Origin of the sequence: Streptomyces sp. P6-2-1 (assembly GCF_050613165.1) — a bacterium.
Classification (GTDB): Bacteria; Actinomycetota; Actinomycetes; order Streptomycetales; family Streptomycetaceae; genus Streptomyces.
This window is the reverse complement of the sequence record NZ_CP192513.1, coordinates 515895-538082: the sequence shown is the minus strand read 5'-3', so window position 1 is coordinate 538082 and position 22188 is coordinate 515895. Positions and strand designations below refer to the sequence as shown.

Annotated in this window: 17 protein-coding genes and 1 pseudogene; 5 read left to right on the top strand and 13 right to left on the bottom strand. The window is 73.6% G+C overall.

Annotated elements, in window-relative coordinates:
- Positions 1-43: 43 nt before the first annotated feature.
- On the bottom strand, positions 44-1477 hold the full coding sequence (gene purB, locus ACQYWQ_RS02365; protein ID WP_431032197.1) for an adenylosuccinate lyase: 1434 nt from the start codon (positions 1475-1477) through the stop codon (positions 44-46).
- Positions 1478-1989: 512 nt separating this feature from the next.
- Here purB and ACQYWQ_RS02360 point away from each other — a divergent pair.
- Complete coding sequence (locus ACQYWQ_RS02360) at positions 1990-2631, top strand: ScbR family autoregulator-binding transcription factor (protein WP_431039038.1); 642 nt, start codon at positions 1990-1992, stop codon at positions 2629-2631.
- A 41-nt stretch (positions 2632-2672) separates the two neighbouring features.
- Here ACQYWQ_RS02360 and ACQYWQ_RS02355 read toward each other — a convergent pair whose 3' ends face one another.
- The gene (locus ACQYWQ_RS02355) at positions 2673-3323 is read right to left on the bottom strand and encodes a ScbR family autoregulator-binding transcription factor (protein ID WP_431032196.1); all 651 of its coding nucleotides are present in this window, start codon (positions 3321-3323) and stop codon (positions 2673-2675) included.
- 234 nt (positions 3324-3557) lie between these two features.
- On the opposite strand from ACQYWQ_RS02355, the gene ACQYWQ_RS02350 reads away from it, so the two are divergent.
- Both ACQYWQ_RS02350 and ACQYWQ_RS02345 read left to right on the top strand, forming a co-directional pair.
- Entirely contained in the window at positions 3558-4508 is a 951-nt protein-coding gene (locus tag ACQYWQ_RS02350) for a ScbA/BarX family gamma-butyrolactone biosynthesis protein (protein WP_431032195.1), read from the top strand.
- 2 nt (positions 4509-4510) lie between these two features.
- Positions 4511-5506: an NAD-dependent epimerase/dehydratase family protein gene (locus tag ACQYWQ_RS02345; RefSeq protein WP_431032194.1), complete on the top strand. Its 996-nt coding sequence runs from the start codon at positions 4511-4513 to the stop codon at positions 5504-5506.
- A 384-nt stretch (positions 5507-5890) separates the two neighbouring features.
- Here the strand turns inward: ACQYWQ_RS02345 and ACQYWQ_RS02340 are convergent, their stop codons facing one another.
- The 10 genes from ACQYWQ_RS02340 to ACQYWQ_RS02295 form a co-directional block, all read right to left on the bottom strand.
- Positions 5891-6610: a 2OG-Fe(II) oxygenase gene (locus tag ACQYWQ_RS02340; RefSeq protein WP_431032193.1), complete on the bottom strand. Its 720-nt coding sequence runs from the start codon at positions 6608-6610 to the stop codon at positions 5891-5893.
- 196 nt (positions 6611-6806) lie between these two features.
- Complete coding sequence (locus ACQYWQ_RS02335; protein WP_431032192.1) at positions 6807-7346, bottom strand: methylated-DNA--[protein]-cysteine S-methyltransferase; 540 nt, start codon at positions 7344-7346, stop codon at positions 6807-6809.
- A gap of 28 nt (positions 7347-7374) precedes the next feature.
- Positions 7375-8175, bottom strand: coding sequence for an MGMT family protein (locus tag ACQYWQ_RS02330; protein WP_431032191.1), 801 nt, complete (start codon positions 8173-8175; stop codon positions 7375-7377).
- Positions 8172-8762, bottom strand: a complete 591-nt coding sequence (locus tag ACQYWQ_RS02325; protein ID WP_431032190.1) for an RNA polymerase sigma factor — start codon at positions 8760-8762, stop codon at positions 8172-8174. Before ACQYWQ_RS02325 ends, ACQYWQ_RS02330 begins: the two co-directional genes overlap by 4 nt.
- Before the next feature lie 48 nt (positions 8763-8810).
- Positions 8811-9587: an AfsR/SARP family transcriptional regulator gene (locus ACQYWQ_RS02320; protein WP_431032189.1), complete on the bottom strand. Its 777-nt coding sequence runs from the start codon at positions 9585-9587 to the stop codon at positions 8811-8813.
- A 256-nt stretch (positions 9588-9843) separates the two neighbouring features.
- On the bottom strand, positions 9844-11076 hold the full coding sequence (metK, locus tag ACQYWQ_RS02315; RefSeq protein ID WP_431032188.1) for a methionine adenosyltransferase: 1233 nt from the start codon (positions 11074-11076) through the stop codon (positions 9844-9846).
- Positions 11073-12524, bottom strand: coding sequence for a class-II fumarase/aspartase family protein (locus ACQYWQ_RS02310; RefSeq protein ID WP_431032187.1), 1452 nt, complete (start codon positions 12522-12524; stop codon positions 11073-11075). The genes metK and ACQYWQ_RS02310 overlap by 4 nt, the downstream gene beginning before the upstream one ends.
- A complete protein-coding gene (locus ACQYWQ_RS02305) occupies positions 12521-14473 on the bottom strand; it encodes an FAD/NAD(P)-binding protein (RefSeq protein WP_431032186.1) in 1953 nt (650 codons plus the stop codon). Before ACQYWQ_RS02305 ends, ACQYWQ_RS02310 begins: the two co-directional genes overlap by 4 nt.
- Before the next feature lie 50 nt (positions 14474-14523).
- Positions 14524-15537: a methyltransferase gene (locus ACQYWQ_RS02300; protein ID WP_431032185.1), complete on the bottom strand. Its 1014-nt coding sequence runs from the start codon at positions 15535-15537 to the stop codon at positions 14524-14526.
- 2 nt (positions 15538-15539) lie between these two features.
- Positions 15540-17258, bottom strand: coding sequence for a class I adenylate-forming enzyme family protein (locus ACQYWQ_RS02295; protein WP_431032184.1), 1719 nt, complete (start codon positions 17256-17258; stop codon positions 15540-15542).
- Between the two features lie 217 nt (positions 17259-17475).
- Here ACQYWQ_RS02295 and ACQYWQ_RS02290 point away from each other — a divergent pair, with 217 nt between their 5' ends.
- On the top strand, positions 17476-19137 hold the full coding sequence (locus tag ACQYWQ_RS02290) for an FAD-dependent monooxygenase (protein WP_431032183.1): 1662 nt from the start codon (positions 17476-17478) through the stop codon (positions 19135-19137).
- 186 nt (positions 19138-19323) lie between these two features.
- Positions 19324-20196, top strand: a complete 873-nt coding sequence (locus ACQYWQ_RS02285) for an AfsR/SARP family transcriptional regulator (RefSeq protein ID WP_431032182.1) — start codon at positions 19324-19326, stop codon at positions 20194-20196.
- Between the two features lie 168 nt (positions 20197-20364).
- On the opposite strand, the pseudogene ACQYWQ_RS02280 reads toward ACQYWQ_RS02285, so the two are convergent.
- Positions 20365-21612 (bottom strand): annotated as a pseudogene (locus ACQYWQ_RS02280) (MFS transporter); the annotation flags it as partial.
- Between the last annotated feature and the right edge of the window lie 576 nt (positions 21613-22188).

The following is a 22188-nucleotide window of genomic DNA, read 5'->3' as shown; positions in this document are numbered from 1 at the left end:
CGCCCGGCCAGGAGGGCGGACGGCGAGCGGGGCACCGGGCGGTTCAGAGGATCGCGCCCGGGGCGTAACCGGCGGCCTCGGGGCGCTCGGCGACGACGGCCTCGACCCGCGCGACGACCGCGGCGACCTGGTCGCGGGCGGCACCGGTGAAGGAGAGCGGGTCGCCCATCAGCGCCGCGAGCTGGGCGCGGTCGAGCGGCAGGCGCTCGTCGGCGGCGAGCTTGTCGAGCAGGTCGTTGCGCTCGGCCCCCTTCTCGCGCATCTCCAGGGCGGTCGCGACCGCGTTCTCCTTGATCGCCTCGTGTGCCACCTCGCGGCCCACGCCCCCGCGCACCGCGCCCATGAGGACCTTGGTCGTGGCGAGGAAGGGCAGGTAGCGGTCCAGCTCCCGCGCGACGACGGCGGGGAAGGCGCCGAACTCGTCGAGCACGGTCAGGAAGGTCTCCAGGAGACCGTCGAGCGCGAAGAACGCGTCCGGCAGCGCGACGCGGCGCACCACCGAGCACGAGACATCGCCCTCGTTCCACTGGTCCCCCGCCAGCTCCCCGGTCATCGAGGCGTAGCCGCGCAGGATCACCATGAGGCCGTTGACGCGCTCGCAGGAGCGCGTGTTCATCTTGTGCGGCATCGCGGACGAGCCGACCTGGCCGGGCTTGAAGCCCTCGGTGACCAGCTCGTTGCCCGCCATGAGGCGGATCGTCTTGGCGAGCGAGGAGGGCGCGGCGGCGAGCTGCACGAGGCTCGTGACGACCTCGTAGTCGAGCGAGCGCGGGTAGACCTGGCCGACCGAGGTGAAGACCTCGCCGAAACCGAGGTGCGCGGCGATACGGCGCTCCAGCTCGGCGAGCCGCTCGCCGTCGCCGCCGAGCAGGTCGAGCATGTCCTGCGCGGTGCCGACCGGGCCCTTGATGCCGCGCAGCGGGTAGCGGCGCAGCAGCTCCTCGACGCGCCCGTAGGCGACGAACAGCTCGTCGGCGCCCGTCGCGAAGCGCTTCCCGAGCGTCGTGGCCTGCGCGGCGACGTTGTGCGAGCGCCCGGCCATGACCAGCTCGCCGTACTCACCTGCGAGCTTGCCGAGACGGGCGAGGACGGCGACGGCGCGGTCCCTGATCAGTTCGAGCGAGAGGCGGGTCTGGAGCTGCTCGACGTTCTCGGTGAGGTCGCGCGAAGTCATGCCCTTGTGCACGTGCTCGTGGCCCGCGAGGGCGTTGAACTCCTCGATCCGGGCCTTCACGTCGTGCCGCGTGACCTTCTCGCGCTCCGCGATCGAGGCGAGGTCCACGGTGTCGACGACGCGCTCGTAGTCCTCGACCACCCCCTCGGGCACCTCGATGCCGAGGTCGCGCTGGGCGCGCAGCACGGCGATCCACAGCCGGCGCTCCAGCTTCACCTTCTGCTCGGGCGACCAGAGCTCGGCCAGCTCGGGGGAGGCGTAGCGGCCTGCCAGGACGTTGGGGATACGGGGCTTCGCAGTCACGAGGTCGCAGTCTACTTGGCGATTCCCGCAGGTAGGCGTGGCGGGCGCCTTCGGAGGAAGCTCCAAGGGCGGGACGCGCGGCGGAGGGGCCGGTCCGTGTGCATCCGGCCGTCACCCGCGGGCGGCGCGCGAGCGGGTCAGGGGACGGAGCGGGGCGAGGCGAGGCGGGGAGCGGGGCGGGGCGGGGGCAGGCCGGGCCCTGGCGCGGGGGCGGGGGAGCCGGGCCGGGTCCTCGCCGGGGCATCGGGCCGGGTGGGCCCGTCGGGGCGCCGTGTTCGCTCCCGTCCGTGCCCGCTCCTGAGCCCCCTCGCGGGGGCCTCGTGGACGCCGTCGTCCGGCGCGGCTGCCGGGCCGCTCAGTGCTCCGTCGGCGGCCTCGGCAGGCTCCTTGACATACCGTTCGACCGGTTTCTAGCCTGGCGTCCGACGGGAGAAGCCGCCCCGGCCTGGGCGGGATCGCCCTCGGGTGCGTCGGGTGGGGCGGCCGTGGCGGGTGGAGGCGGGGGCGTCGTGATGGCGAAGCAGGAGCGTGCTGGGCGCACGCGGGAGAAACTGGTGACCGCCGCGGCCGGGCAGTTCGCCGCGCACGGATACGTGAAGGCCACGCTCGGTGACGTGAGCAGGGAGGCGGGGGTCACGAAGGGCGCGCTGTTCTTCCACTTCGCGACCAAGGACGATCTCGCGGCCGCGGTGCAGGCGCGCGGTCGGGACCTGCTGGAGATCATGGTGGAGGAGCTGGCCTGCGAGAGGGGCGCCTCCCTCCCGGTGCTCGTGGAGGCCACGCACCGCCTGAGCCGCATGCTGCGCGACGACCCCTTCGTCAGGGCCGGTGTCCGCATCACGAGGGAACGCGTGACGGGATGCCCCTCGCCCCTGGACTTCTACCCGGTGTGGCTCGAACGGCTGTGGGAGGTGCTGGAGGATGCGCGCGCGCACGACGAGCTGTCTCCCGCCGTCCCCGACGCGTCCGCCCGTGCCCTCGTCACCGCCGCGGTCGCCGGGGTGGAGATCCTGGCCTGGATGGGGGTGCCCGCCGAGGAGGGGGAGGAGTGGCTGCGGCACTTGTGGGGGCTGCTGCTCCCGCTGGTCGCGGCCCCGCGCGGCTTCGGCGATTCCCCCGGGGTGCCCGGTCTGCCGTCGGCCGACGCCCTGTGAGCCTCCCGCCCTGTGAGCCTCCCGCCCTGTGAGCCTCCCGCTCAGTCCCGCCCCGGGGCGCCCTTGATCGTCGCCCACACGTCCTCGGACCCCGCGGGCGTGAACCGCGACTGCCGGCGCGGCGGGACGACCCCCGGCAGCAGCCAGCCCCACAGGTCCGCCACCCGTTCGTGGAGGTCCGTCCGCGAGGTGCGCACCTGCGAGGTGATCTGCACCCCCGTGAACGCCCCGACGATGTACGTCGCGAGGTCCCCGATGTGCACCTCGGCCCGGAGGTCCCCGTGCCCCTGGGCATGGGCGAGCAGTTCGCGGACGGTGTCGATCCACTTGTTGTACAAGGTGGGATCGGGCTCCGTGAAGGAAGCGAGTTCGATGACGAGGCGGATGCCCGCCCTCATGCGCACGCTCGTCCGCAGTCCGTGCGCCATCCGGTGCGTCAGGTCGATGGCGCCCTGAAGACCGCCCGGACCACTTCCGCCGGGACCCGCGGGGAGCAACTCGAACTGGGTGGCCATCAGTTCCCGCGCCAGCGCCTCCTTGGAGGGGAAGTGGAAGTACATCGCCCCCTTCGTGACACCGGAGTGCTGGGTGATGTCAGTCAGGCTGGTGCTCCCGAACCCGCCCGCGTCGAACGCCGCGGCCGCGCCGTCGAGGATCGCCTGTCGTGTGGCCTCCGCTCGCTCCTGACGCACTCTGCCTCCTGATGTCACAGGAAGTCCCCTCCTGTCGTACGCGGTTGGGTGCGCGTTCACCCTCGTGTCACGCGCCCGGATTCTTTTTCCCGCATCTTGCTCACTCCAGTCAAAAAATACCAGTCGACTAGTATTCTCATCCCTGCGATGAGCCGCACGCGTCTCGGTATCCGGGACATGGTTCCTCCTGTTCACAGCGCCACTCCATCCGCAACTTCCCCACGGGAGTCCGTAATGGGTGCACTTCTCCACGCCGGTCGGCCGCTTCGCGCGCAGGACGACCCCGAGTTGTTCGAACAGACCGTTCCCCGCAGTCTCGTCCACCGTGCCGCCGTCTCGGAGGTGCTGCTCACGGGCCGGCGCTCCACCCCGGACGCACACCACATCGGCGCGCAGTGGTCGCGAGGCCACGGCTTCTACGGTGTCGTCGACGGACGGTGGCACGACCCGATGGTGTTCGGTGAAACCCTGCGGCAGGCCTGCCTGTTGCTGGCGCACGAGGCCCTCGACGTCCCGATGGACTTCAGCTTCCTCACCGAGAGCACGTCCTTCGAGGTCTCCGAGGCCGGAATGCGGCTCTCCCGGCCGAGCGGCCCGGCGCACGTGGTGTTCGAGATGCGTCTCGAAGAGGTCAAGCGCCGTGCGGGAGTGGTCAGTTCGTACGCGTACGGGGTGATCGCCCAGCGCGAGGGCGTACGTGTGGGCAGCGGCAGGCTCGGCGGCAAGTGCATCTCCCCGGCCGTCTACCGGCGGCTGCGCGCCGACCGGCTCGAAGCGGTGCCCCCGCGGACCCCCGTCGAGCCGGTGGACCCCCGGCTCGTGGGCAGGGACAGCGCGGCCGACGTGGTGCTGGGCGCCTCCGTCCGCGAAGGCGCACGCCCGCTGCGCATCGCCGCTGAACACCCGGTGCTCTTCGACCACGCCGTGGACCACGTACCGGGCATGGTGCTCATGGAGGCCGCCAGACAGGCCGCCTTACTGGCCCTCGGCACCCCGCGCGGACTGCTGGTCGCCTGCGCGGCGCGCTTCCTGCGCTACGTCGAGTTCGACAGCCCCTGCCTCGTGTCGGCCGACCCGCCGGAGCGCGAGGAAGCGGGCAGGCACGCGCTCACCGTCCGCTTCCACCAGGACGGGACCGAGGTCGGGAGCTGCCGCGTCGCGATACACGCGGCGGACGGGGAGTGAGCGTGCCGGAGGCGCCAGGCCCGGCCCTCCCTGCCGCCCGCACCGTCGTCGGCACCGTACTCGTGGCGGGCGGTACGGGGTTCATCGGCGGCGCGGTCGTCCGCGCCCTGAAGGACCACGCCGAACGGCACGGCGGACCAGGTGTCCGTGCCCTGTCCTCGCGCGGCGCTCCCGCCGGAACCTCGACCGGCCCGGTGACGCATCTCGCCGCGGACCTCACCCGCCCAGGGACACTGCGGGGGGTGTGCGAAGGCGCCACGACACTCGTGCACGCCGCCTCCTACGTCGGGCGCGACAGCGAGCGCTGCGAGGCCGTCAACCGGCTCGGCACAGTGGCCCTGCTCGCCGAGGCCCGCAGGGCAGGGGTCCGGCGCGTGCTGTACGTCAGCACGGCGTCCGTCTACGGGACGGGACCCCACCGCGGTCCCGATGAGGGGGCTCTCTCGCCGCGCCCCGCGTCGGCCGCCAGCGCCTCCCGGCTGCACGCGGAGCGCGCGGTCCTCGCCGCGGGCGGCGTCGTGCTGCGACCGCACCTGGTCTACGGGGAAGGTGACCGCTGGCTGATCCCGGCACTCGCCGCGATGGCGCGCGCCGTACCGGACTGGCCCGTGGCGGGACACCCGCTCACTTCGGCGATCTCGGTGACCGATCTCGCGCGCTGCGTCGCCGCCCTGGCCCTCGCCCCCGGCGGACCGGAGGGACCCGAGATCCATCACCTCGCCGATCCGCGTCCGCTGCCGGTGAGCCGGCTGGTGCGCGCCGCGCACGACCTCCTCGGCATGCCCCCTCCCGCGGGCGCCATCGCGCCGGAGACGCACAGGTCGCGCCTCGCGGAGGCGCTTCCCTCGCTCTCCGCCCACCAGTACGCCCTGCTGACCCGGGATCACTGGTACGACAGCCGCAAGGTGTGGCGCCGCACCGGCCGGGACCCGGGACCGGGCTTCGCGCACCGGTTCGCCGAGTCCCGTGGGTGGTACGCCGGTTACCTGGGGCTGTGACGGGAGAACCCTCGCAGGCCCCGCGACAGCGGTCACGACGTCGCGCGCCCTGCCGAAGCACGGCCGGTGGGCCCCGTCACCGCGGACGCCGTCGAGTGGGCCGCGGGCATCCCGCGGGACGCGTCTCCGTCTTCGCCGACCGCGGTGCGGGTCCGGCCGGTCGGGTGCGGGTGCGGGAGGCGCGCGCGGTGCGCCGCTGGTGGCTGTGGTGCCGACCAGGCCGCCCCTGTGGTGCGGACCGCGCCGCCCGAGGCCCGCGCCGTCCACGACGCCGGGGGTGTCGGGCCGTGAGGGCTTCGTGGCGCCGAAGCCGCGGGAGACGCCGGTGCGCACGCACGCTCCGGCGGGAGGCTACGGGTTCGGCCGGACTCCGCCCGCCGCCCGTCAGGGGGCGTCGTGGAAGATCACCCCGAGCACGTGCCGCTGCCCGTCGTGCACCGCGCTCACTCCGTGCCGCACCATGTAGCGGCTCCACCCCCGTGCCGAGGGCACCGGGCGGCTGTGGACCGAGAAGACCAGGCCCTGGCCCTGCGAGGGACGCTTGACGACGGGGCGCGACTGCGCCCGGGGGCGCTGCTCGACGAAGACGCTCTCCCCGCCGGTGAAGTCCACGTCGGGGCGGTCGAGCATCACGGCGACCTGGAGCGGGAAGGTTAGCGCACCGTAGACGTCCTGGTGCATGCAGTTGTAGTCACCGGCGACGTAGCGCAGCAGCAAAGGCGTGGGTCGCGTCTGCCCCTCGGCGGCGCACGCCTTCGTCAGTTCCTCGTGGGTCCCGGGGAAAGGGGGCTCGCCCAGGCGCGCGGCCCACTCGTTCGCGATCCGGGCGAGGGGTGGGTAGAGCCCTTCTCGCAGGGCCCGCACGACAGGGGGCAGGGGAGCGGCGAAGTACCGGTACCTCCCGCTGCCGAAGCGGTGCCGGCGCATGTCGACCGTGCTGCGGAAGGCCTCGTCCCGCGTGAACAGGGCACGGACATCGGCGCACTGTTCGGGCGTGAGGAGCGGCGGGGTGACGGCCACCCCCTCCTGGTCGATGGCCTTGCCGAGCGCGGACCAGTCGATCCGGTCGAGCGCGGGGAGCGCGATGTGCCCGGTTGCGGGCACGGCCTGTGCCGGTGCCTGAGGCCCGCCCGGCGTTTCGTGTGCGGCGACTTCCGGCAGGTGGGGTGTCTCGTAGCTGGTCAGCGTGGTCTCCGCGAGAGGTGGCGGGCAGGAAGGGGAGGCGGGTGCCGCGCACGGGGGATGGAGCGACACCCGCCGTCTGAGGGGCGGCCGGGACAGGACCGCGTCGGGCGGGGGCTCAGCTCGCCTCGGCGCGCTCGGACTCCAGGTCCAGGAGGTAGCGCTTGGCGGTGACCCCGCCGGCGTAGCCGGTCAGCCGCCCGCCCGCGCCGACGACGCGGTGGCAGGGAAGGACCACGCACAGGGGATTCGCGCCGAGAGCCGTGCCCACGGCCCGGGCCGCGCGCGGCCGCCCGAGCAGGGAGGCCAGCTCGCCGTACGTGGCGGTGCTCCCGTAGGGCAGGAGTTCCCCGAGGCGTGCCACGGTCGCGCGGCTGAAGGGTGTCGCCAGGCGCAGGTCCGACGCGACGGTGAACGCCCTGCTCCGCCCGTCGAGGTAGGCGTCCAGCTCGCGTCGCGCCTCGTCGACGAGCCGCCGCTGCGCGAGGTTCGCCCCGCCGCCCTCCACGGCCGCCAGCTTGCCGCGCGCCAGCCGTGCCTGGGCCTGCTCGGGTTCGTCGAAGGCGCACAGGACGAGCGCGTCGTCGGTCGCGGCGAGGGAGAGCGGGCCAAGGACGGTGCGGTGCGTGCGGAGGGTCGCGGTGGGGAGGGGGCTCATACGGGTGCCTTTCTGTGGTGCGCCGGGCTCAGGCGGCGAGTGGCCGGCAGTTCTTGCAGGCCCGGAATCCCGCCTCGCGGGCGAGGCGCGCGCTGGGAAAGGGCACCCGGTGCCTGGGGGTGATACGGCGCGCGTGCGCGCACGTCGGATGGCAGTAGATGAAAGTGGTGTCGCTGCCGAGGAAGACCGTGCCCGCGCGCGACAGCTCCGTGACCCGCTCCATGTCGATGCCCTCGGCCCGGCGCAGCGCGTCGGCCGCGTCGGGCGGGTGGACGGCCTCGGTGGGCAGCCCGTTGTCGTACGTGATCCGGTGCGTGGGGATCAGCACGGCGACGGGATTGGCCGCGAGCGCGCCGAGCACGAACGGGGCCGGGGGCGGCTCCGCCGGGTCCACCTCGTGGGCGATCCACCGCAGCGGCCGCAACTGCCCGGCGGGTACCGTGCGGACGGCGTGGAGGACGGCCTGCTGCGCGGCCGACAGGCCGGTCAGGTCGAGCGCCAGCCGGTGCGCCCGCCCGGTGCGCAAGGCGGTCACCAGGCCGGGGAACGGCCTGTCACCGGGAAGCGCGGACCGCCCGGTGCGCGCGAGGTGCAGTTCCTCGAACTCCGTGGGGCCCAGGCCGTCGACGGCCAGGGCGGCGCCCGTCACGGCCTCGGGGCCGGACGCCACGAACAACTCGCCCGCGGCGGTGCGACGGCGTACGTACGTGTCGTAGCGGTGCGCGGGGATGTTCACGTGACGCGCCACGCGCAACGCGAAGTCATCCGGCGCGTCCGATGCGAGGCCGTGCAGGCGCCGGGCGAGCACGTCGCCGTCGCTTTCGTTCACATCGTCACCTCCCTCAGGGCCGCCGGTTCCGGAGCGAGCAGGCTACGCAGGCTGTTCAGCCCGCGCGAGACCTGGGCCTTGGCGGTTCCGACGGCGCACCCCTGCACCTCGGCCACCTCGGCATAGCTCATCCCGATCACATGGTGGAGCACGACCGGTATGCGGTGGTGCTCGGGCAAGGCCGACAACGCCGTGACCAGGCGGGACCTGTCGTCGGTCGTCGCCGCGCGTTCCTCCGGGCCGGGATTGTGGTCCGGCCAGGCGTCCACGGTCTCCTCCACGGGCACGCCGACGGTCGCCGGTCGCCGGGTACGCGTGCGTACGTGGTTGCGCCAGACGTTCGCGGCGATGGTCATCAGCCACGCACGCGGACGCAACTCGCGCCGCCGCCCCGGGGCGTAGCCCTGGAGGGCGGTGTAGGCACGCAGAAACGTGTCCTGTCCCAGGTCGTCCGCCTCGGCGGACGAGCCGGAGACCCGGTACAGGAACGCGTGAACCGCCTTGGCGTGCACCCGGACCAGCTCCGTGAAGCCGGTGTCGAGATCCACTGCCAAGAGCTCGGTCATCTGCTCGGCCTTGTCGTCCATCACTGAAACAAACACCGTCCAGGGGCAGAGGGTTGCAGACGGGCGAGGTCACTTCCGCGCGGCGGGCGCGTCCAGTGCGGCGCTGCCGGCCAGCACCGCCTGGTACAGGCGGCGCATCCGGGGGGCGGGTTCGATGCCGAGCGATTCCCCGAGCACCTGACGGAGCCCGCGGAAGACGTCACCCGCGCGCTTGCGATCACCGGAGCGGTACAGGGCCACCATCAGCTGGGCGTGCACGTTCTCGTGCGTGGGGTGCCGCGCGATGAGATCGCTCAGCTCGTCGACCAGCTCCCTGTGACGGCCCAGGGCCAGGTCGGCCTCTATGCGTTGTTCGAGGACGCCTTGCCGCGACTCCGCCAGTTCCGCCAGGTGCGGGGAGCTGAGCGGACCGGGACTGACGTCGGACAGGGCGGTGCCGCGCCACTGGGACAGGGCCAGCGAGAACAGCGCCGAGGCGGTGCGGTTGTCCCCGGCGGCGGCCGCGGCCCTGCCCTGCCAGGCGAGGTCCCTGAACCGGTGACGGTCGTACTCCGCGGTGTCGAGGGAGAGCTGGTACCCGTGGTTGCGGGTCACAAGGAGGTGGCTCCGGTCGACCCGGTGGCCGCGCAGGGCCTGCCGTACGTGCAGGACGTAGGTCTGGAGTGTCGACATCGCGCTCTTGGGCGGTGCGGAGCCCCACAGCTCGGTGATGCAATCGCTCGCCCGCACCATCTGAGGAATGTTGAGCATCAGGTACGCGAGGAGCTGACGCGGTTTGGGGGCGCTCGGTACCAGGTTCTCCCCGGCGTCCACAAGTAAGAGAGGGCCGAGAACACCTGAGTTCATGGGAATTCCCATCACAGTTAACCTTGGATTCTGAACAGGAATTGTGCTCCAGTGGAGAATAAAGATACGGGGTTTCCGTGTCAATTATGCGGAAGGGGAGGGGCGTGAATGAAATTCGGCCGGCCGGTAGGTTATTTTTCCGGCCGGGCGGCCGCTTTTTCTTGGTTTTACCACCGGATTACGGGCGGATTTCGGGGGCGGGAAGGGGAACGGCCCCGGACGAGTGTCCGGGGCCGCGGTCGCGCGGGCGAGAGGACTAGGACCGGACGGCCCTGCGGAGCGCGTCGACCCGGTCGGTGCGCTCCCAGGTGAAGTCGGGAAGTCGGCGGCCGAAGTGACCGTAGGCGGAGGTCTGGGCGTAGATGGGCCGCAGCAGGTCGAGGTCGCGGATGAGGGCGGCAGGGCGCAGGTCGAACACCTCGGTGACGGCCTGTGCGATGAGGGACGGGGAGACGGTCGCCGTCCCGAAGGTCTCGACGAACAGGCCGACGGGCGCGGCCTTCCCGATGGCGTACGCCACCTGCACCTCGCAGCGGCTCGCCAGCCCCGCGGCGACCACGTTCTTGGCGACCCAGCGCATGGCGTAGGCGGCGGAGCGGTCGACCTTGGAGGGGTCCTTGCCGGAGAAGGCGCCGCCGCCGTGGCGGGCCATGCCGCCGTACGTGTCGATGATGATCTTGCGCCCGGTGAGCCCCGCGTCGCCCATCGGGCCGCCGATCTCGAAGCGCCCCGTCGGGTTGACCAGCAGCCGGTACCCGTCCGTCTCCAGCTTGATGCCGTCCTGGGCCAGCTGTTCCAGCACGTACTCGACGACGTGTTCGCGGACATCGGGGGTGAGCAGCGCGGCCAGGTCGATGTCGCTCGCGTGCTGCGAGGAGACGACGACGGTGTCGAGCCGCTTCGGCTTGCTGCCGAGGTACTCGATCGTCACCTGGGTCTTGCCGTCCGGGCGCAGGTAGGGGACGGTCCCGTCCCGCCGCACCTCGGCCAGCCGCCGCGAGAGCCGGTGGGCCAGTTCGATCGGCAACGGCATGAGGCTGGGCGTCTCGTCGCAGGCGTAGCCGAACATGAGCCCCTGGTCCCCCGCGCCCTGCTGGTCGAGCGCGTCCTCGCCCGCCGGGGCCTGGGCGGCCGCCGCGGTCCCGGCCCGCTTCTCGTAGGCCGTGTCCACGCCCTGCGCGATGTCGGGCGACTGGGCGCCGATGGACACCGAGACCCCGCAGGAGCCGCCGTCGAAGCCCTTGGCGGAGGAGTCGTAACCGATCTCCAGGACCGCCTCCCGCACGAGCGAGGGGATGTCCGCGTAGGCCGTCGTGGAGACCTCTCCCGCGACGTGCACCTGACCGGTGGTGATCAGGGTCTCGACAGCCACGCGTGCCGAGGGGTCCTGCGCCAGAATCGCGTCGAGGATCGTGTCGCTGATCCGGTCCGCGATCTTGTCGGGGTGACCCTCGGTCACCGATTCCGAGGTGAAAAGCCGTGTCGTCATGAGTCCTCCAGGGGTACGGAACGAGCAACGGAAGTTCGGCCGGCGCGGGCGTCCGCGAGGGCGAGCCGGACGAGCGAGGAGGCGGCCCCGGTGTACGCGGCCGGGTCGAGGAGCGCGGCGATTTCCTTCTCGTCCGCCACGGCGGCCACCCCGGGATCGCTGACGAGCAGTTCGGCGAGAGGGCGCCCGGTGCGCGCCGCCGCGGCGGCCGCGTCGGAGACGACTCGCTTGGCGGTGGACGTGCCGAGCCGGAGGGCCAGGACGGCCGACACGCGTTCGGAGGCCATCAGCGCGCCCGTGGCACGCGCGTTGGCACCCATCCGCGCGGCATCGACGGCGAGGCCCTCGCACAGTTCGACGGCGGTGTGCGAGGCGCCCCCCGCCAGCCGCAGGCACTCGCGCAGCAGCAGCCATTCGGCGTGCCACACGCCGCCCGAGCGCTCGTCCTCGGTCACCAGGCACTGCGTCAGCGCCCCCGCGAGCGCGGGAACCTGGAGCGAGGCCGCACGGATCAGCGTGGCCAGCACGGGATTGCGCTTGTGCGGCATGGCCGACGAGGCGCCCCGCCCGGACACGGCAGGCTCGGCCACCTCGCCCACCTCGGTACGGCCCAGGGACTGCACGTCCACGGCGATCTTCCCGAGCGACCCCGTGACGAACGCCAGGGCGGCGGCGACGTCCGCGAGCGGCCCCCGCAGCGCGTGCCACGGCAGTACGGGCGCAGCCAGCCCGGTCTCCGCGGCGAACGCCCCGGTCAGCGCGGTCGCGTACGCCGCCGGGTCCGGGGCGGGGGAGCCGTCGGGCGCCGCGTACTGGAGATACCCCGCGAGCGTGCCCGCCGCCCCGCCGAGCGAGACGGGCAGACCGCCGTCGACGAGCCGCCCCACGCGCACCCCGGCCTCGCGCACCTGCGCGCCCCACCCGGCCGCCTTCAGCCCGAAGGTGGTCGGCACCGCGTGCAGGCCCAGCGTCCGGCCCGCCATCAGCGTGTCCCCGTGCCGCTCGGCCAGCGCGTCGAGCGCGTCGGCGACGCGCAGGAGGTCCGCCCGCACCAGCCGAAGGGCACGGGCGCACACCAGCATGGCGCCGGTGTCGAAGATGTCCTGGCTCGTCGAACCACGGTGCACGTACTCGGCGGCCGACGGATCGTGCGCGGCGACGACCTCGGTGAAGGCACGGACGAGGGCCACCACGGGGTTGGCGCTCTCGCGTGCCGCCACAGCGAGAGCCCGCAGGTCGATACGGTCCGCGCGCGCCACGCGGCCGATCACGTCGGCCGCCTCGGCGGGCAGCGCCCCGAGCCCGGCCTGCGCCCTGGCCAGGGCCACCTCGGCGTCCAGCATGGCCTGCAACCACGCGTCGTCCGCGACCTCCCGCTCCACGGGGGTGCCCGCCCGTACGGGGGAGAGCAGCCCGGAATCCATGCCCGGTGTCTCGTCGTTCGTCATGCCGAAGCCTCCGTCAGACTCTCGTCCTGCCGCGGGGAACACACGGAGAGCGCCAGGACCGCGCGCGCGATGGCGTCGGAGTCGCCCAGCGTCACCGAGTTGACCCCCGGCCTGATCCCCGCCGCTGTCACCCAGTGCACGGCCTCCGTCGGCACCCCGTAGGCGAACCGCCGGGGGTGCGGACGGCCGTAGGCGTCCACGACGTGGTACGGGCGTTCCGTGACCTCCAGGCCGCCCGTTTCGTAGCTCGTGCCGCGCGGGCCCCGGATACGGAAGGGACGGCACTGACCGGCGCGCAGCAGACCGCGCAGCAGCGGGTCGGCCGACTGCCGCAGGTCCGGCTCAGGCAGCCGGGCCTCGATCAGCACCCTGGCCCGCGTCGGGGCGCCGCCCACACGGTCCGAACCGGCCACGAACACGCCCGCCGTGTGATCGATGCCCACCTGCATGCCGGGGCCCACGAGATCCAGCACGCCCGCCTCGATGAGCGCGATCAGCTCCTCGATGCGCGAGACCGGGGGGCCGATCGAGAGGAAGGCGTTGAGCGGCGTGTACCAGCCCTCGATCTCGTCCCGGTAGGAGTCGCCGTCCAGGCCGCCGTGATCGACCGCGAGCCGCACCTCGTTGCGCAGGTCGCGCAGGACGTCCAGCGCCGCCTTGAGCGGGCCGCTCACGTTGCCCGCCAGCGCCTCCCGCACGTCCTGGCGCAGGTGCTCCAGGAGCCAGCCCCTGAAGTCGGCCCGGTCCGTGAAGTGCCTGTCGCCGTAGGGCCTGGAGATCCGGTCCCAGTCCCACCGGTCCTCGTCCGCGATCCCGTGGGCCGCCAGCAGTTCGGCCACGGGCGTGCTCCCCCCGGTGTGCGCGAGGTAGTCCCGTACGAACGCCTCGCGCGCGTCGGGGCGCCCCCGGGAAGCCAGGAGCGCCGCGTAGTAGACGCTCTCCACCTCGCGGGCGATGAGCGGCCACAGGTCGGCGGCGAAGAGGACACGTTCCTCCGCCGCCGCGCGCTTGCGCAGCCCGGCGACGACGTCCTCGGTCAGCAGCCGGGGCTCGTACCGGCCGTGCGCGCCCTTCTCGTTGGCGCCGCGCGCGTGGTAGGGCACCCCGCGCCGCGAGCCGGCGACAAGGAAGGGCTCGCGTCCCGACGGGCGGTACACGAGCCGGTCGCCGACGCGGTCGAAGCGGCCGCCCCGCCCGGCCGTCAGGAGGGCCATGTGGTCGAAGAAGTTCAGGCCGAGGCCGCGCAGCAGCACCGTCTCACCTGCCCGTACGTCCGAGAGGTCGAGATCCGCGGGATTGGCGGGCGGCACGTACGACAGACCCTTGCGCCGCGACCGCCGCGCCAACGACTCCCCGTCCGGCGCCCGCGCCGCGGTGTGCCCCTGCGCGAGCACCACGGCGTCGACCCCGTCCAGGACCGCACCGCTGGACAGGACGACCTGCTGCGCCCCGTGTGCCTGCTCCTCCCGCAGCGCGACCACGCGCGCCTGGTGCACCCGGACCCGCAGGTGCGCGGGGGCACCGGAGACGACGCGGGCGAAGGCGTCCTCCAGGTAGCGTCCGTAGAAGGCGCGCGAGGGATAGTCGTCCGGGCCCAGCCTGCGTGCTTCGAGGAGCACCGCCTCCTCGTACAGCCCCGGCGGCGCGGTACCTGCGGCGAGCGAGCGCGCCCACTCGTACAGGCTCGGACCCGGCTCGACGGGGCCGTTCATCTCCACGCTCGCGTCCGTGAACACGGTGACCTGCGAGGCGACGGTGTTCATCAGGAGGCGGCGTGACTGGCCGGTGCGCCACACCTTCCCCGCGCCCGGCCGGTAGGGGTCGACGACGTGCACGGTGACCGTGCGGTGTCCCGGCGAGGCGCGTTCGTTGGCGCACAGCCGTTCCAGCACCGACAGTCCGCGCGGACCCGCGCCGACGAGGCACACATCGAGGCCACCGCTGGGCATACGTACTCCATGAGTGTTGAGGGGCCGAAGGCGGAGGGACGCCGACCTCGTCAGAGGGGGGCGGCGACCAGGAGGGTCGTCTCCAGCGACAGGGCGTGCGTGCTCTCCAGGCGCAGCCCCGCCGCGTGCAGCACGGAGCGGTACCCGTCGAGGGTGCGTTCGCGCCCGCCCGCCGCCATGAGGAGGTGCAGGTCCCACAGGAGCGGCAGCACCGGCGGCTCGCCCTCCGTGGCGATGACGCGGTCCAGGACCAGCAGCCGTCCGCTCCCGGGCATCGCCTCGCGGATGTTGGCGAGCAGCGTGGCGCAGTGCTCGTCGTCCCAGTCCTGGAGCACGCGGGACAGCAGATAGACGTCGTGCCCCGCGGGCACCTTGTCGAAGATGTCGCCCGCGACCGTCTCGTAGCGGCCGGAGTCCACCACGTCCCCGAGGTACCGCTCCGCCACCGGCAGCATGTGCGGCAGGTCGAAGACGGTGCCGCGCAGGTGCGTGTGCGCCTTGAGGACCGCGGCGAGCAGCAGCCCGCTGCCCCCGGCGACGTCGACCACGCTCTGCGCCCGGGTGAAGTCGAAGGCGGCCGCCACCTCGGGGAAGAAGACGTTCCCCGCGTTCATCGCGCGCAGGAAGCGCGGTCCCGCGCCCGGCTGTTCGCGCAAGTACGTGTGCAGCGAGACGCCGTGCGCGTGCGCGAAGCCGGACGTGCCGCTCCGCACGGCGGGCACGACCGCGCCCCAGGCGCGGTGGAACTCCTCGCCGTACAGCAGCACCATGTCGCGCATCGACTGTTCGCCGTCGCCGGTGAGCAGCGCGCCCACCTCGGTGAGCCGGTAGCCGTGCTCCTCGTCGCCCGCGAGGACGCCGAGCGCGGCGAGCAGCCGTGTCAGGCGGGCGAGCGCGTCCTCGTTCGCGCCGGTGCGATCGGCGAGCGCGGACACCGTGCCGTGTCCCGCCGCGATGTGGTCGGGCAGCGACAGGGCGGCGGCCGCGTGCAGCGCCTGGGCCCGCCAGGTCCCCGTGATCAGCTCCACCACCCGGCGCGCCGCTGTGGTCTCCGTTCCGGCCATGATCAGTCCTCTCGTACGGCGGTGGACACGGCGAGCGCCGGGTCGCCCGTGCGGGCCAGGGCGGAGCGGTGGCGCTCGCGCAGGGTGCGCTTGAGGACCTTGCCCGTCACACCGACGGGCAGCTCGGAGCGGTCGGCGGCCAGGAGCAGTCCGCCGAGCCGGGGAAGACCCTCCCGCTCCAGGGCCGCGTCGCACGCGGCGAGGAACCGCGCCGGGTCCCCCTCCTCGCCCTCGTGGAGCAGGACCACCGCGAGGGGAAGGGCGTGACCGGGCGACGCGGGGTCCTCGACCGCCACGACCGCCGCGTCCAGGGCTTGCGTCGCGAGCAGCACGACCTCCTCGGCGGGCAGGCTGTACACCGGTCCTCCGGCGGTGTGGATCACGTCGGGGGTGCGGTCCAGGTGGTACCAGGTCCCGTCGCTCTCGCGGCGCATGATGTCGCCCGTGAGGAAATAGCCGTTGACGGTCGACTCCTCGGTCAGCCCGGGGTCGTCCAGGTATCCGGCGGTCACGCTCGCGCCGCGCACCCCGAGGCGGCCGGCCTGCCCGTCGGGCAGCTCGCGGCCTCGCTCGTCCAGCACCGCGGCCTTGCGCACCACCTTGGCAGGGACCCCGATGTGCCGCGCGTAGCGGGTCGTCCCGGGGTCGTACGCCTGCTTGAAGAGCACCATGCCCATCTCGGAGGAACCGAGCCCGTCGAGGTAGCGCGAGCCCTCCAGCGTCCTGCCCCCCGACACCCGTTGTCCCAGCGCGATCAGCGGCCGGATGTGCCGCTCGTGGGAGGCGTCGCCCATCCCGTGCCAGGTGTGGAGGTGCCGGGCGGACGCGGGCCTGATGTCCCCGGGACGGATCTCCGCGAGGGTCAGCGGGAAGGCCAGGACGGTGGTGGGACGGAACAGGTTGATCGCCGAGGCGGTCCCGGCGCCGTCGGCGTCGTCGAGTATCAGGGTCGGGATGCCCAGGAGTATGGCGATGCTGAGGTAGCTGATCCCCGCCGAGTGACTGTGCGGCAGCGCTGTCAGCAGCCGGTCGGAGCGGGAGGAGGGGAAGGTCCACAGCCGTTCGCGCTTGCCCGCGAAGAAGGAACCGTGGTGGAACACCGGGGCCTTGGGCCGCCCGGTGGTCCCCGAGGAGTGGGAGATCATGACGAGGTCGTCGTCGGTGTGCCGGTGCGGGAAGTCCGCCAACCGGCCCGGCGGCGCGGAAGCGGTGCTCGCGAGGGCGGCGATGTCGGCCACCTCCGGGAGCTGGTGCGCCCCCGGCGTGGCGTCCCAGGAATCGCGCAACCCCTTGAGGAGGTCCGCGTCGCCGGCCAGCACGGTCACGCGGGTGCGCAGGAAGTACTCCGCGGCCGTCGCGGGCGCCATCTTCGGGTTGCAGTGCACGGCGGCCGCGCCAAGACCGGTGATCGCGATGTGGTGGACGAGGCCGAGGAGCCCGTCGCGGGTGTGCAGCCCCACGTGGGACCCGGGCCGCACGCCCCGCTCGCGGTACCAGTGCGCGTAGCGGATCGCGGCCCTACGGATGTCGTTGAGCGAGACACCCCGCGGCTCCTCCTCCGCCCACGCCGGGGAGCCGACGTCCGGGTGGAACAGCAGGGGACGGTCCCGGTCCGTGGCGACGCGCCAGGCGTGCCAGAAGAAGTTCCCCGCGCCCAGCCCTCGGTTGGTGTACAGGCGCAGCCGCTGGGCGGCCGACCTGTGTGTACCGAACAAGAACATTGGAATACCTCACACTTCGCAGTGACGCGCCGAATTCGTCGACCCGGCGAGATGGCGCGGCCCAGGACACCCAGCGGTCGGAAAGGTGCGACCAGAAGTCTCCGGGCGGCTGCTAAAGGGCCGATGGAAAAGGGCCGGGCGATCTTGCTTCGTTCTTCAGAATGGCCTGCGACGATCACGGCTGTTCCCCTCGGGAAAGGGCTGGAGGCCGCATCGGATGGACACTTCGTTCACCACCCCGGTAGCCGTCGTGGGCGGCGGGCCCGTCGGGTTGTTGCTCGCTCTGCTCCTGGACCTGCACGGCGTCCCCTGCGTGGTGTTCGACGCGCAGGAGAACGTGCCGGCCCAGCCCCGGGGCAGCACGCACGGCGCGCGGACGATGGAGCACTACCGCCGGCTCGGCCTCGCCGAGCGCGTCCGGGCCCTCGGGCTGCCCGCCGGGCACGCGGCCGGGATCTCCTTCTCCACCCGCTACGACGCCCACCCCCTCGCCCTCCTGCCCTGGCCGGGAACGGCGGAGGTCCTGCGGCGCCGTGAGACGGCGGACCGCGCGGACCCCACCCCCGAACCGATGCACCGGGCCAACCAGATGTACGTCGAGCGACTCCTGCGCGACCACGCCCGCAGCCGGCCCCGCATCACGCTGTGCTTCGGGCACACGGTCACCGCGCTGCGCGAGCACGCCGCCCACGTCGATGTGGACGTCCGGCACGAAGGCGGCGAACGGACCGTCAGGGCGGGATACGTCGCGGGGTGCGACGGCGGGCACAGCGTCGTGCGCCGTCACCTCGGCATCAGGTACGAGGGCGAGGGCACCCTCGACCAGGACGTACTCGGCCGCAGGTCCACCGCGGCCCACCTGCGCGTGCCCACGCTCTACCGCGACTTCCTCGGCGGCCGCGCCGCGTGGAGCAACTGGGCCGTCAACAGCGAGCTGGCCCTCAACCTGATCGCCCTCAACGGCGTGGACGAGTTCTTCCTGCTCACGAGTTCCGTCGACCCCGACACCGCGACCGCGGCGGACCTCGCCGGGCTCGTACGGCGGGCGGCGGGACGGCCGCTGCCCGTCGAGGTACTGAGCCACCGGCCCTGGACCGCGGGCGCCGCCCTGGTCGCCGAGTCCTTCGGCACCGGCCGGATACGGCTCGCCGGTGACGCCGCGCACCTCTTCACCCCCAACGGCGGCTTCGGCATGAACACCGGCATGGACGACGCGGCCAACCTCGCCTGGAAGCTCGCCGCCGCCGTTCAGGGCTGGGCCGGGCCCCGGCTCCTGGACAGCTACGGCATCGAGCGCCGGCCGACAGCCCTGCGCAACACGCACGCCGCCAGGACCCTCGGCCAAGGGCTCGGCGCGATCGCTCGCCCGGCTCTCCTGGAGGAGGATTCGGCCGCAGGGCAGGCGGCGCGCGCCAAGACAGGCGCGGAACTGGCCGCATACGGCACCCGCACCCTGGAGACCCTGGGCGTGCAACTCGGCGCCCGCTACGACGGCTCGCCCGTGGTGGCCGAGGACGGCTCAGCCCCCGGCCCCGACTCCTTCGCCACGTACACGCCTTCCGCCGTGCCGGGCGGCCGCGCCCCCCACCTCTGGCTCGACGGGCGGCGGACGGAGGGCAGTTCGCTCTTCGACCGGTTCGGTCCCGGCTTCACCCTCCTGAGACTGGGCCCCCGCGCCCCCGCAGCCTCCGGGCTCGAAGCGGCGGCGCTGCGGCGCGGTGTCCCCCTGCGCACCCTCGGTCTCGACGACCCGCTCGCACGCGAGGTGTACGAGCGGCCCCTGGTCCTCGTCCGCCCCGACCAGCACGTCGCCTGGCGCGGCACCCACGATCCCGGCGACCCCGACGCGCTGTGGGCGAGGCTGACGGGCACACCGTGATCCACGCGGGTACGAGAGAACCCTCGCGGTCAACACCCCTTGTGTGAGCCGCGTTTCATGCCGGACGCGGCCGGTGCGAGGGGCCGCGATCTGTGGTCCAATCCGCTGGATGCCGAACCGGGACACCACCTGGCCCGACGGGGTGACCTCCCGGCGATCGGTGCTCGGACAACGATGGGGGAAGCGATGGACTTCCGAGTCCTCGGACCTATGAGCGTGTACGACGACGACCGGCACAAGACACCGACCGCGCCGAAACAGCGCCAACTGCTGGCCCTGCTCGCCCTCAACGCGAACCGTGTCGTCTCCGTGGCGCACATACGTGAGGAGATCTGGGAGTACCACCCGCCCGCCAGCGCCGTCGCGGCCGTGCACACGTACGTCATGCAGCTGCGCCGTGCCCTCAACGGCTCGCGGAGAGGACCCGGCAGGGACCGGGGCCGCCTTCGGACCCACGACCAGGGCTACCTGCTGGAACTGCGCGAGGACGAACTGGACCTGCACAGGTACGAGAAGGGGGCCAGGGACGCCCGGGCGGTGCTGGAGCACGGCGACGCGGCGGAGGCCGCGGAGCGACTGCGTGCCGCCGAGCTGGTGTGGAGCGGCCCGATGCTGGTCGACGTCCCCACGGGGCCCCTGCTGCGCGCCGCCGTGGAACTCGCCGAGCGGGACAGGCTCGACCTGGTCGGCCAGCGGCTCCTCGCCGAGTTACGGCTCGGCAGGCACCACCAGATTCTCGGCGAACTCACCGCCCTCGTGCACCGGCACGGCACCCACGAGGGACTCGCCACCTACCTCATGCTCGCCCTGTACCGCTCAGGACGGCAGGCGGACGCGTTGCGCGTGTACCACGGACTCCGGGCCCGGCTGCGCGAGGAACTCGGCACGACGCCCTCGGAACTCCCGCAGCACCTCTACACCGACATGCTCACCGGGCATCCCCGCCTGGAGCACTCCCTGGGGACCAGCAGCCGGCTCTCGTGCGACCTGCTCGCGGAGCCCACCGCCCCCGGGCCGCCGCTTCCGCCCCTCGCCGACGGCGGCCTCATACGCATCTGAGTCCGGTCCGGTCCCCCCGCGCCGCAAACGGCCGCGCCCCGTGCACAGGGCGCCCGCCAGGGCCGGCACCATGAGCAGGGCCGCGGCGGCGAACGCCTGCCCCGCCCCCGCGGGGCCTCCCGCTCCTCGCGCGCACACCGCCGTCGCGAGCACGACCCCCAGCGCGGTGCCCAGCTGCCCGGCACACTGCACCACCCCGGCGGCCAGCCCGGTGGGCGCCACGGTGCCCGCGCGCGGGGCGAGCGCCACGAACTCGCAGGACATCCAGACCAGTGGCAGTCCCGAGCCCGCGAGCACGAGCCCGGGAAGCATGCCGCTCGCGTAACCGGCGCCCGAGGAGCGGACGGAGAGCAGGAGGAGGCCCGCTCCCACGAGAGCGCACCCCAGGACGCACGGCAGCCGCGCCCCGTGCCGGGCGAGCAGGGAGGCACACCACCGGCCGACGAAGAAGATCCCGCCCGCCATCGGCAGGAGCGCCAGTCCCGCGCCCGCCGCCGAGTACCCCTGGACCTCGCGCAACTGCATGCCCCCGAGAAAGGTGACGGGCGCGGCGGCAGCGGACACCAGCGCGATCCCCGCCGTCCCGCGCACGAGTGCCCTGTCACGGAGCAATGAGGGCGGGACCAGTGGAAAGGCACACCGGGGCTGACGGAGCAGGAAGGCGGCACCGAGCAGCCCGGCCCCCGCGCCCGCGCCGGCCGCGGCCGGGTCGGGCCCGTGTCCGGCCAGCCGCAGGAGGGCATAGGCGAGGGAGAGCAGAGCGCCTGTGAGGGCGGCGGCCCCGGGAAGGTCGAGCCGGGTACGGTCCGGGCGCGGCGTGTCGGGCAGCGGGGCGCGACGCGCCAGGGCGAGTGCCCCGAGGACCAGCGGCACGTTGAGGGAGAAGGCCCACCTCCAGCCGAGCCCTCCCACGGCGAGCCCGCCCAGGAGGACGCCGCCCACGGACCCCGCGCCGCCCGCGCCCGCCCACAGCGCCAGCGCCCGTGCCCGTTGCCCGGGAGCGGCGGCCGTCACCAGGAGCGCCATCGCTGCGGGCACGAGGACGGCGGCGGCCACGGCCTGCCCGGCGCGCGCCGTGATGAGGACAGGGCCGTTCGGCGCGGCTCCGCACGCGGCGGACAGGAGGGCGAAGGCGCCCAGCCCGCCGAGGAAGAGCCGCCTGGCCCCGGCCAGGTCCGTCAGCCGCCCGCCGAGCAGTTGCAGTCCGCCGACCAGCAGGACGTAGACGGTGGTGACCCACTGCACGGCGGCCAGGGACATCGACAGCTCGCGCCGGATGTCGCTGAGCGCGAGGGCGACCACACCCGCGTCCGCGTTGGCAAGCAAGGGCGCCAGCACGGTCAGCACGAGCAGGCGACGGTCGAGGCGCGGCGGCGCGGAGGGGGCAGGGGGGCGGGCAGGGCTGCGCGAAGGCATGACGACTCCGGGGTGAGGCGCGTGGCGGGGCGGCGGCGGTCTCCACGGCACCCCGGGTCCGTCTTCGCGGTGACCCGGGGCCGCCGGAGGACCCGGCTCAGCCCGAGGAACGAAAGGGGCACAGCCCGGCACGGGGCACGGCGCGTGAAGAGGAGAGGCGGGAGCACGCGGCGGCCTCGCGCGTGGGCGGACCGGGGCCGCGGTGCGCCGGGCGCCGGGCGCCGGGCGCCGGGCGTGGCGGCCGGGGCGCGAGGTGCGGGTTCCCGGCACGCGCCCGGTCCGACGCGGCGCGCGCGGGAGGGTGTACGGGTGGGCGGGGAAACCGGCCGCTGGAAGAAGCGGCTACACGGGTGTGGCCACACAGGTTGGGGCCACACGGGTGCGGCCACGCGGGTGGGCCTACACGGGTGCGGCCACGCGGGTGGGCCTACACGGGTGCGGCCACGCGGCTGCGGCTGCACGGCTGCGGCAAGAAGCGGGGCGGTGACGCCCGTCCGCACCCGCGAGCGGCGCCGGGGGAGCCCGGCGCGGACGCCTGATCAGGCGAAGACGCTGCCCCGCCGCGGGCGGCGAGGC

Coding starts and splice junctions, on each gene's coding strand:
- ACQYWQ_RS02360 (WP_431039038.1), top strand. CDS start 1,990: ATGGCGAAGCAGGAGCGTGCTGGGCGCACGCGGGAGAAACTGGTGACC.
- ACQYWQ_RS02350 (WP_431032195.1), top strand. CDS start 3,558: ATGGGTGCACTTCTCCACGCCGGTCGGCCGCTTCGCGCGCAGGACGAC.
- ACQYWQ_RS02335 (WP_431032192.1), bottom strand. CDS start 7,346: ATGAGCCCCCTCCCCACCGCGACCCTCCGCACGCACCGCACCGTCCTT.
- ACQYWQ_RS02325 (WP_431032190.1), bottom strand. CDS start 8,762: ATGGACGACAAGGCCGAGCAGATGACCGAGCTCTTGGCAGTGGATCTC.
- ACQYWQ_RS02320 (WP_431032189.1), bottom strand. CDS start 9,587: ATGAACTCAGGTGTTCTCGGCCCTCTCTTACTTGTGGACGCCGGGGAG.
- metK (WP_431032188.1), bottom strand. CDS start 11,076: ATGACGACACGGCTTTTCACCTCGGAATCGGTGACCGAGGGTCACCCC.
- ACQYWQ_RS02310 (WP_431032187.1), bottom strand. CDS start 12,524: ATGACGAACGACGAGACACCGGGCATGGATTCCGGGCTGCTCTCCCCC.
- ACQYWQ_RS02305 (WP_431032186.1), bottom strand. CDS start 14,473: ATGCCCAGCGGTGGCCTCGATGTGTGCCTCGTCGGCGCGGGTCCGCGC.
- ACQYWQ_RS02300 (WP_431032185.1), bottom strand. CDS start 15,537: ATGGCCGGAACGGAGACCACAGCGGCGCGCCGGGTGGTGGAGCTGATC.
- ACQYWQ_RS02295 (WP_431032184.1), bottom strand. CDS start 17,258: ATGTTCTTGTTCGGTACACACAGGTCGGCCGCCCAGCGGCTGCGCCTG.
- ACQYWQ_RS02290 (WP_431032183.1), top strand. CDS start 17,476: ATGGACACTTCGTTCACCACCCCGGTAGCCGTCGTGGGCGGCGGGCCC.
- ACQYWQ_RS02285 (WP_431032182.1), top strand. CDS start 19,324: ATGGACTTCCGAGTCCTCGGACCTATGAGCGTGTACGACGACGACCGG.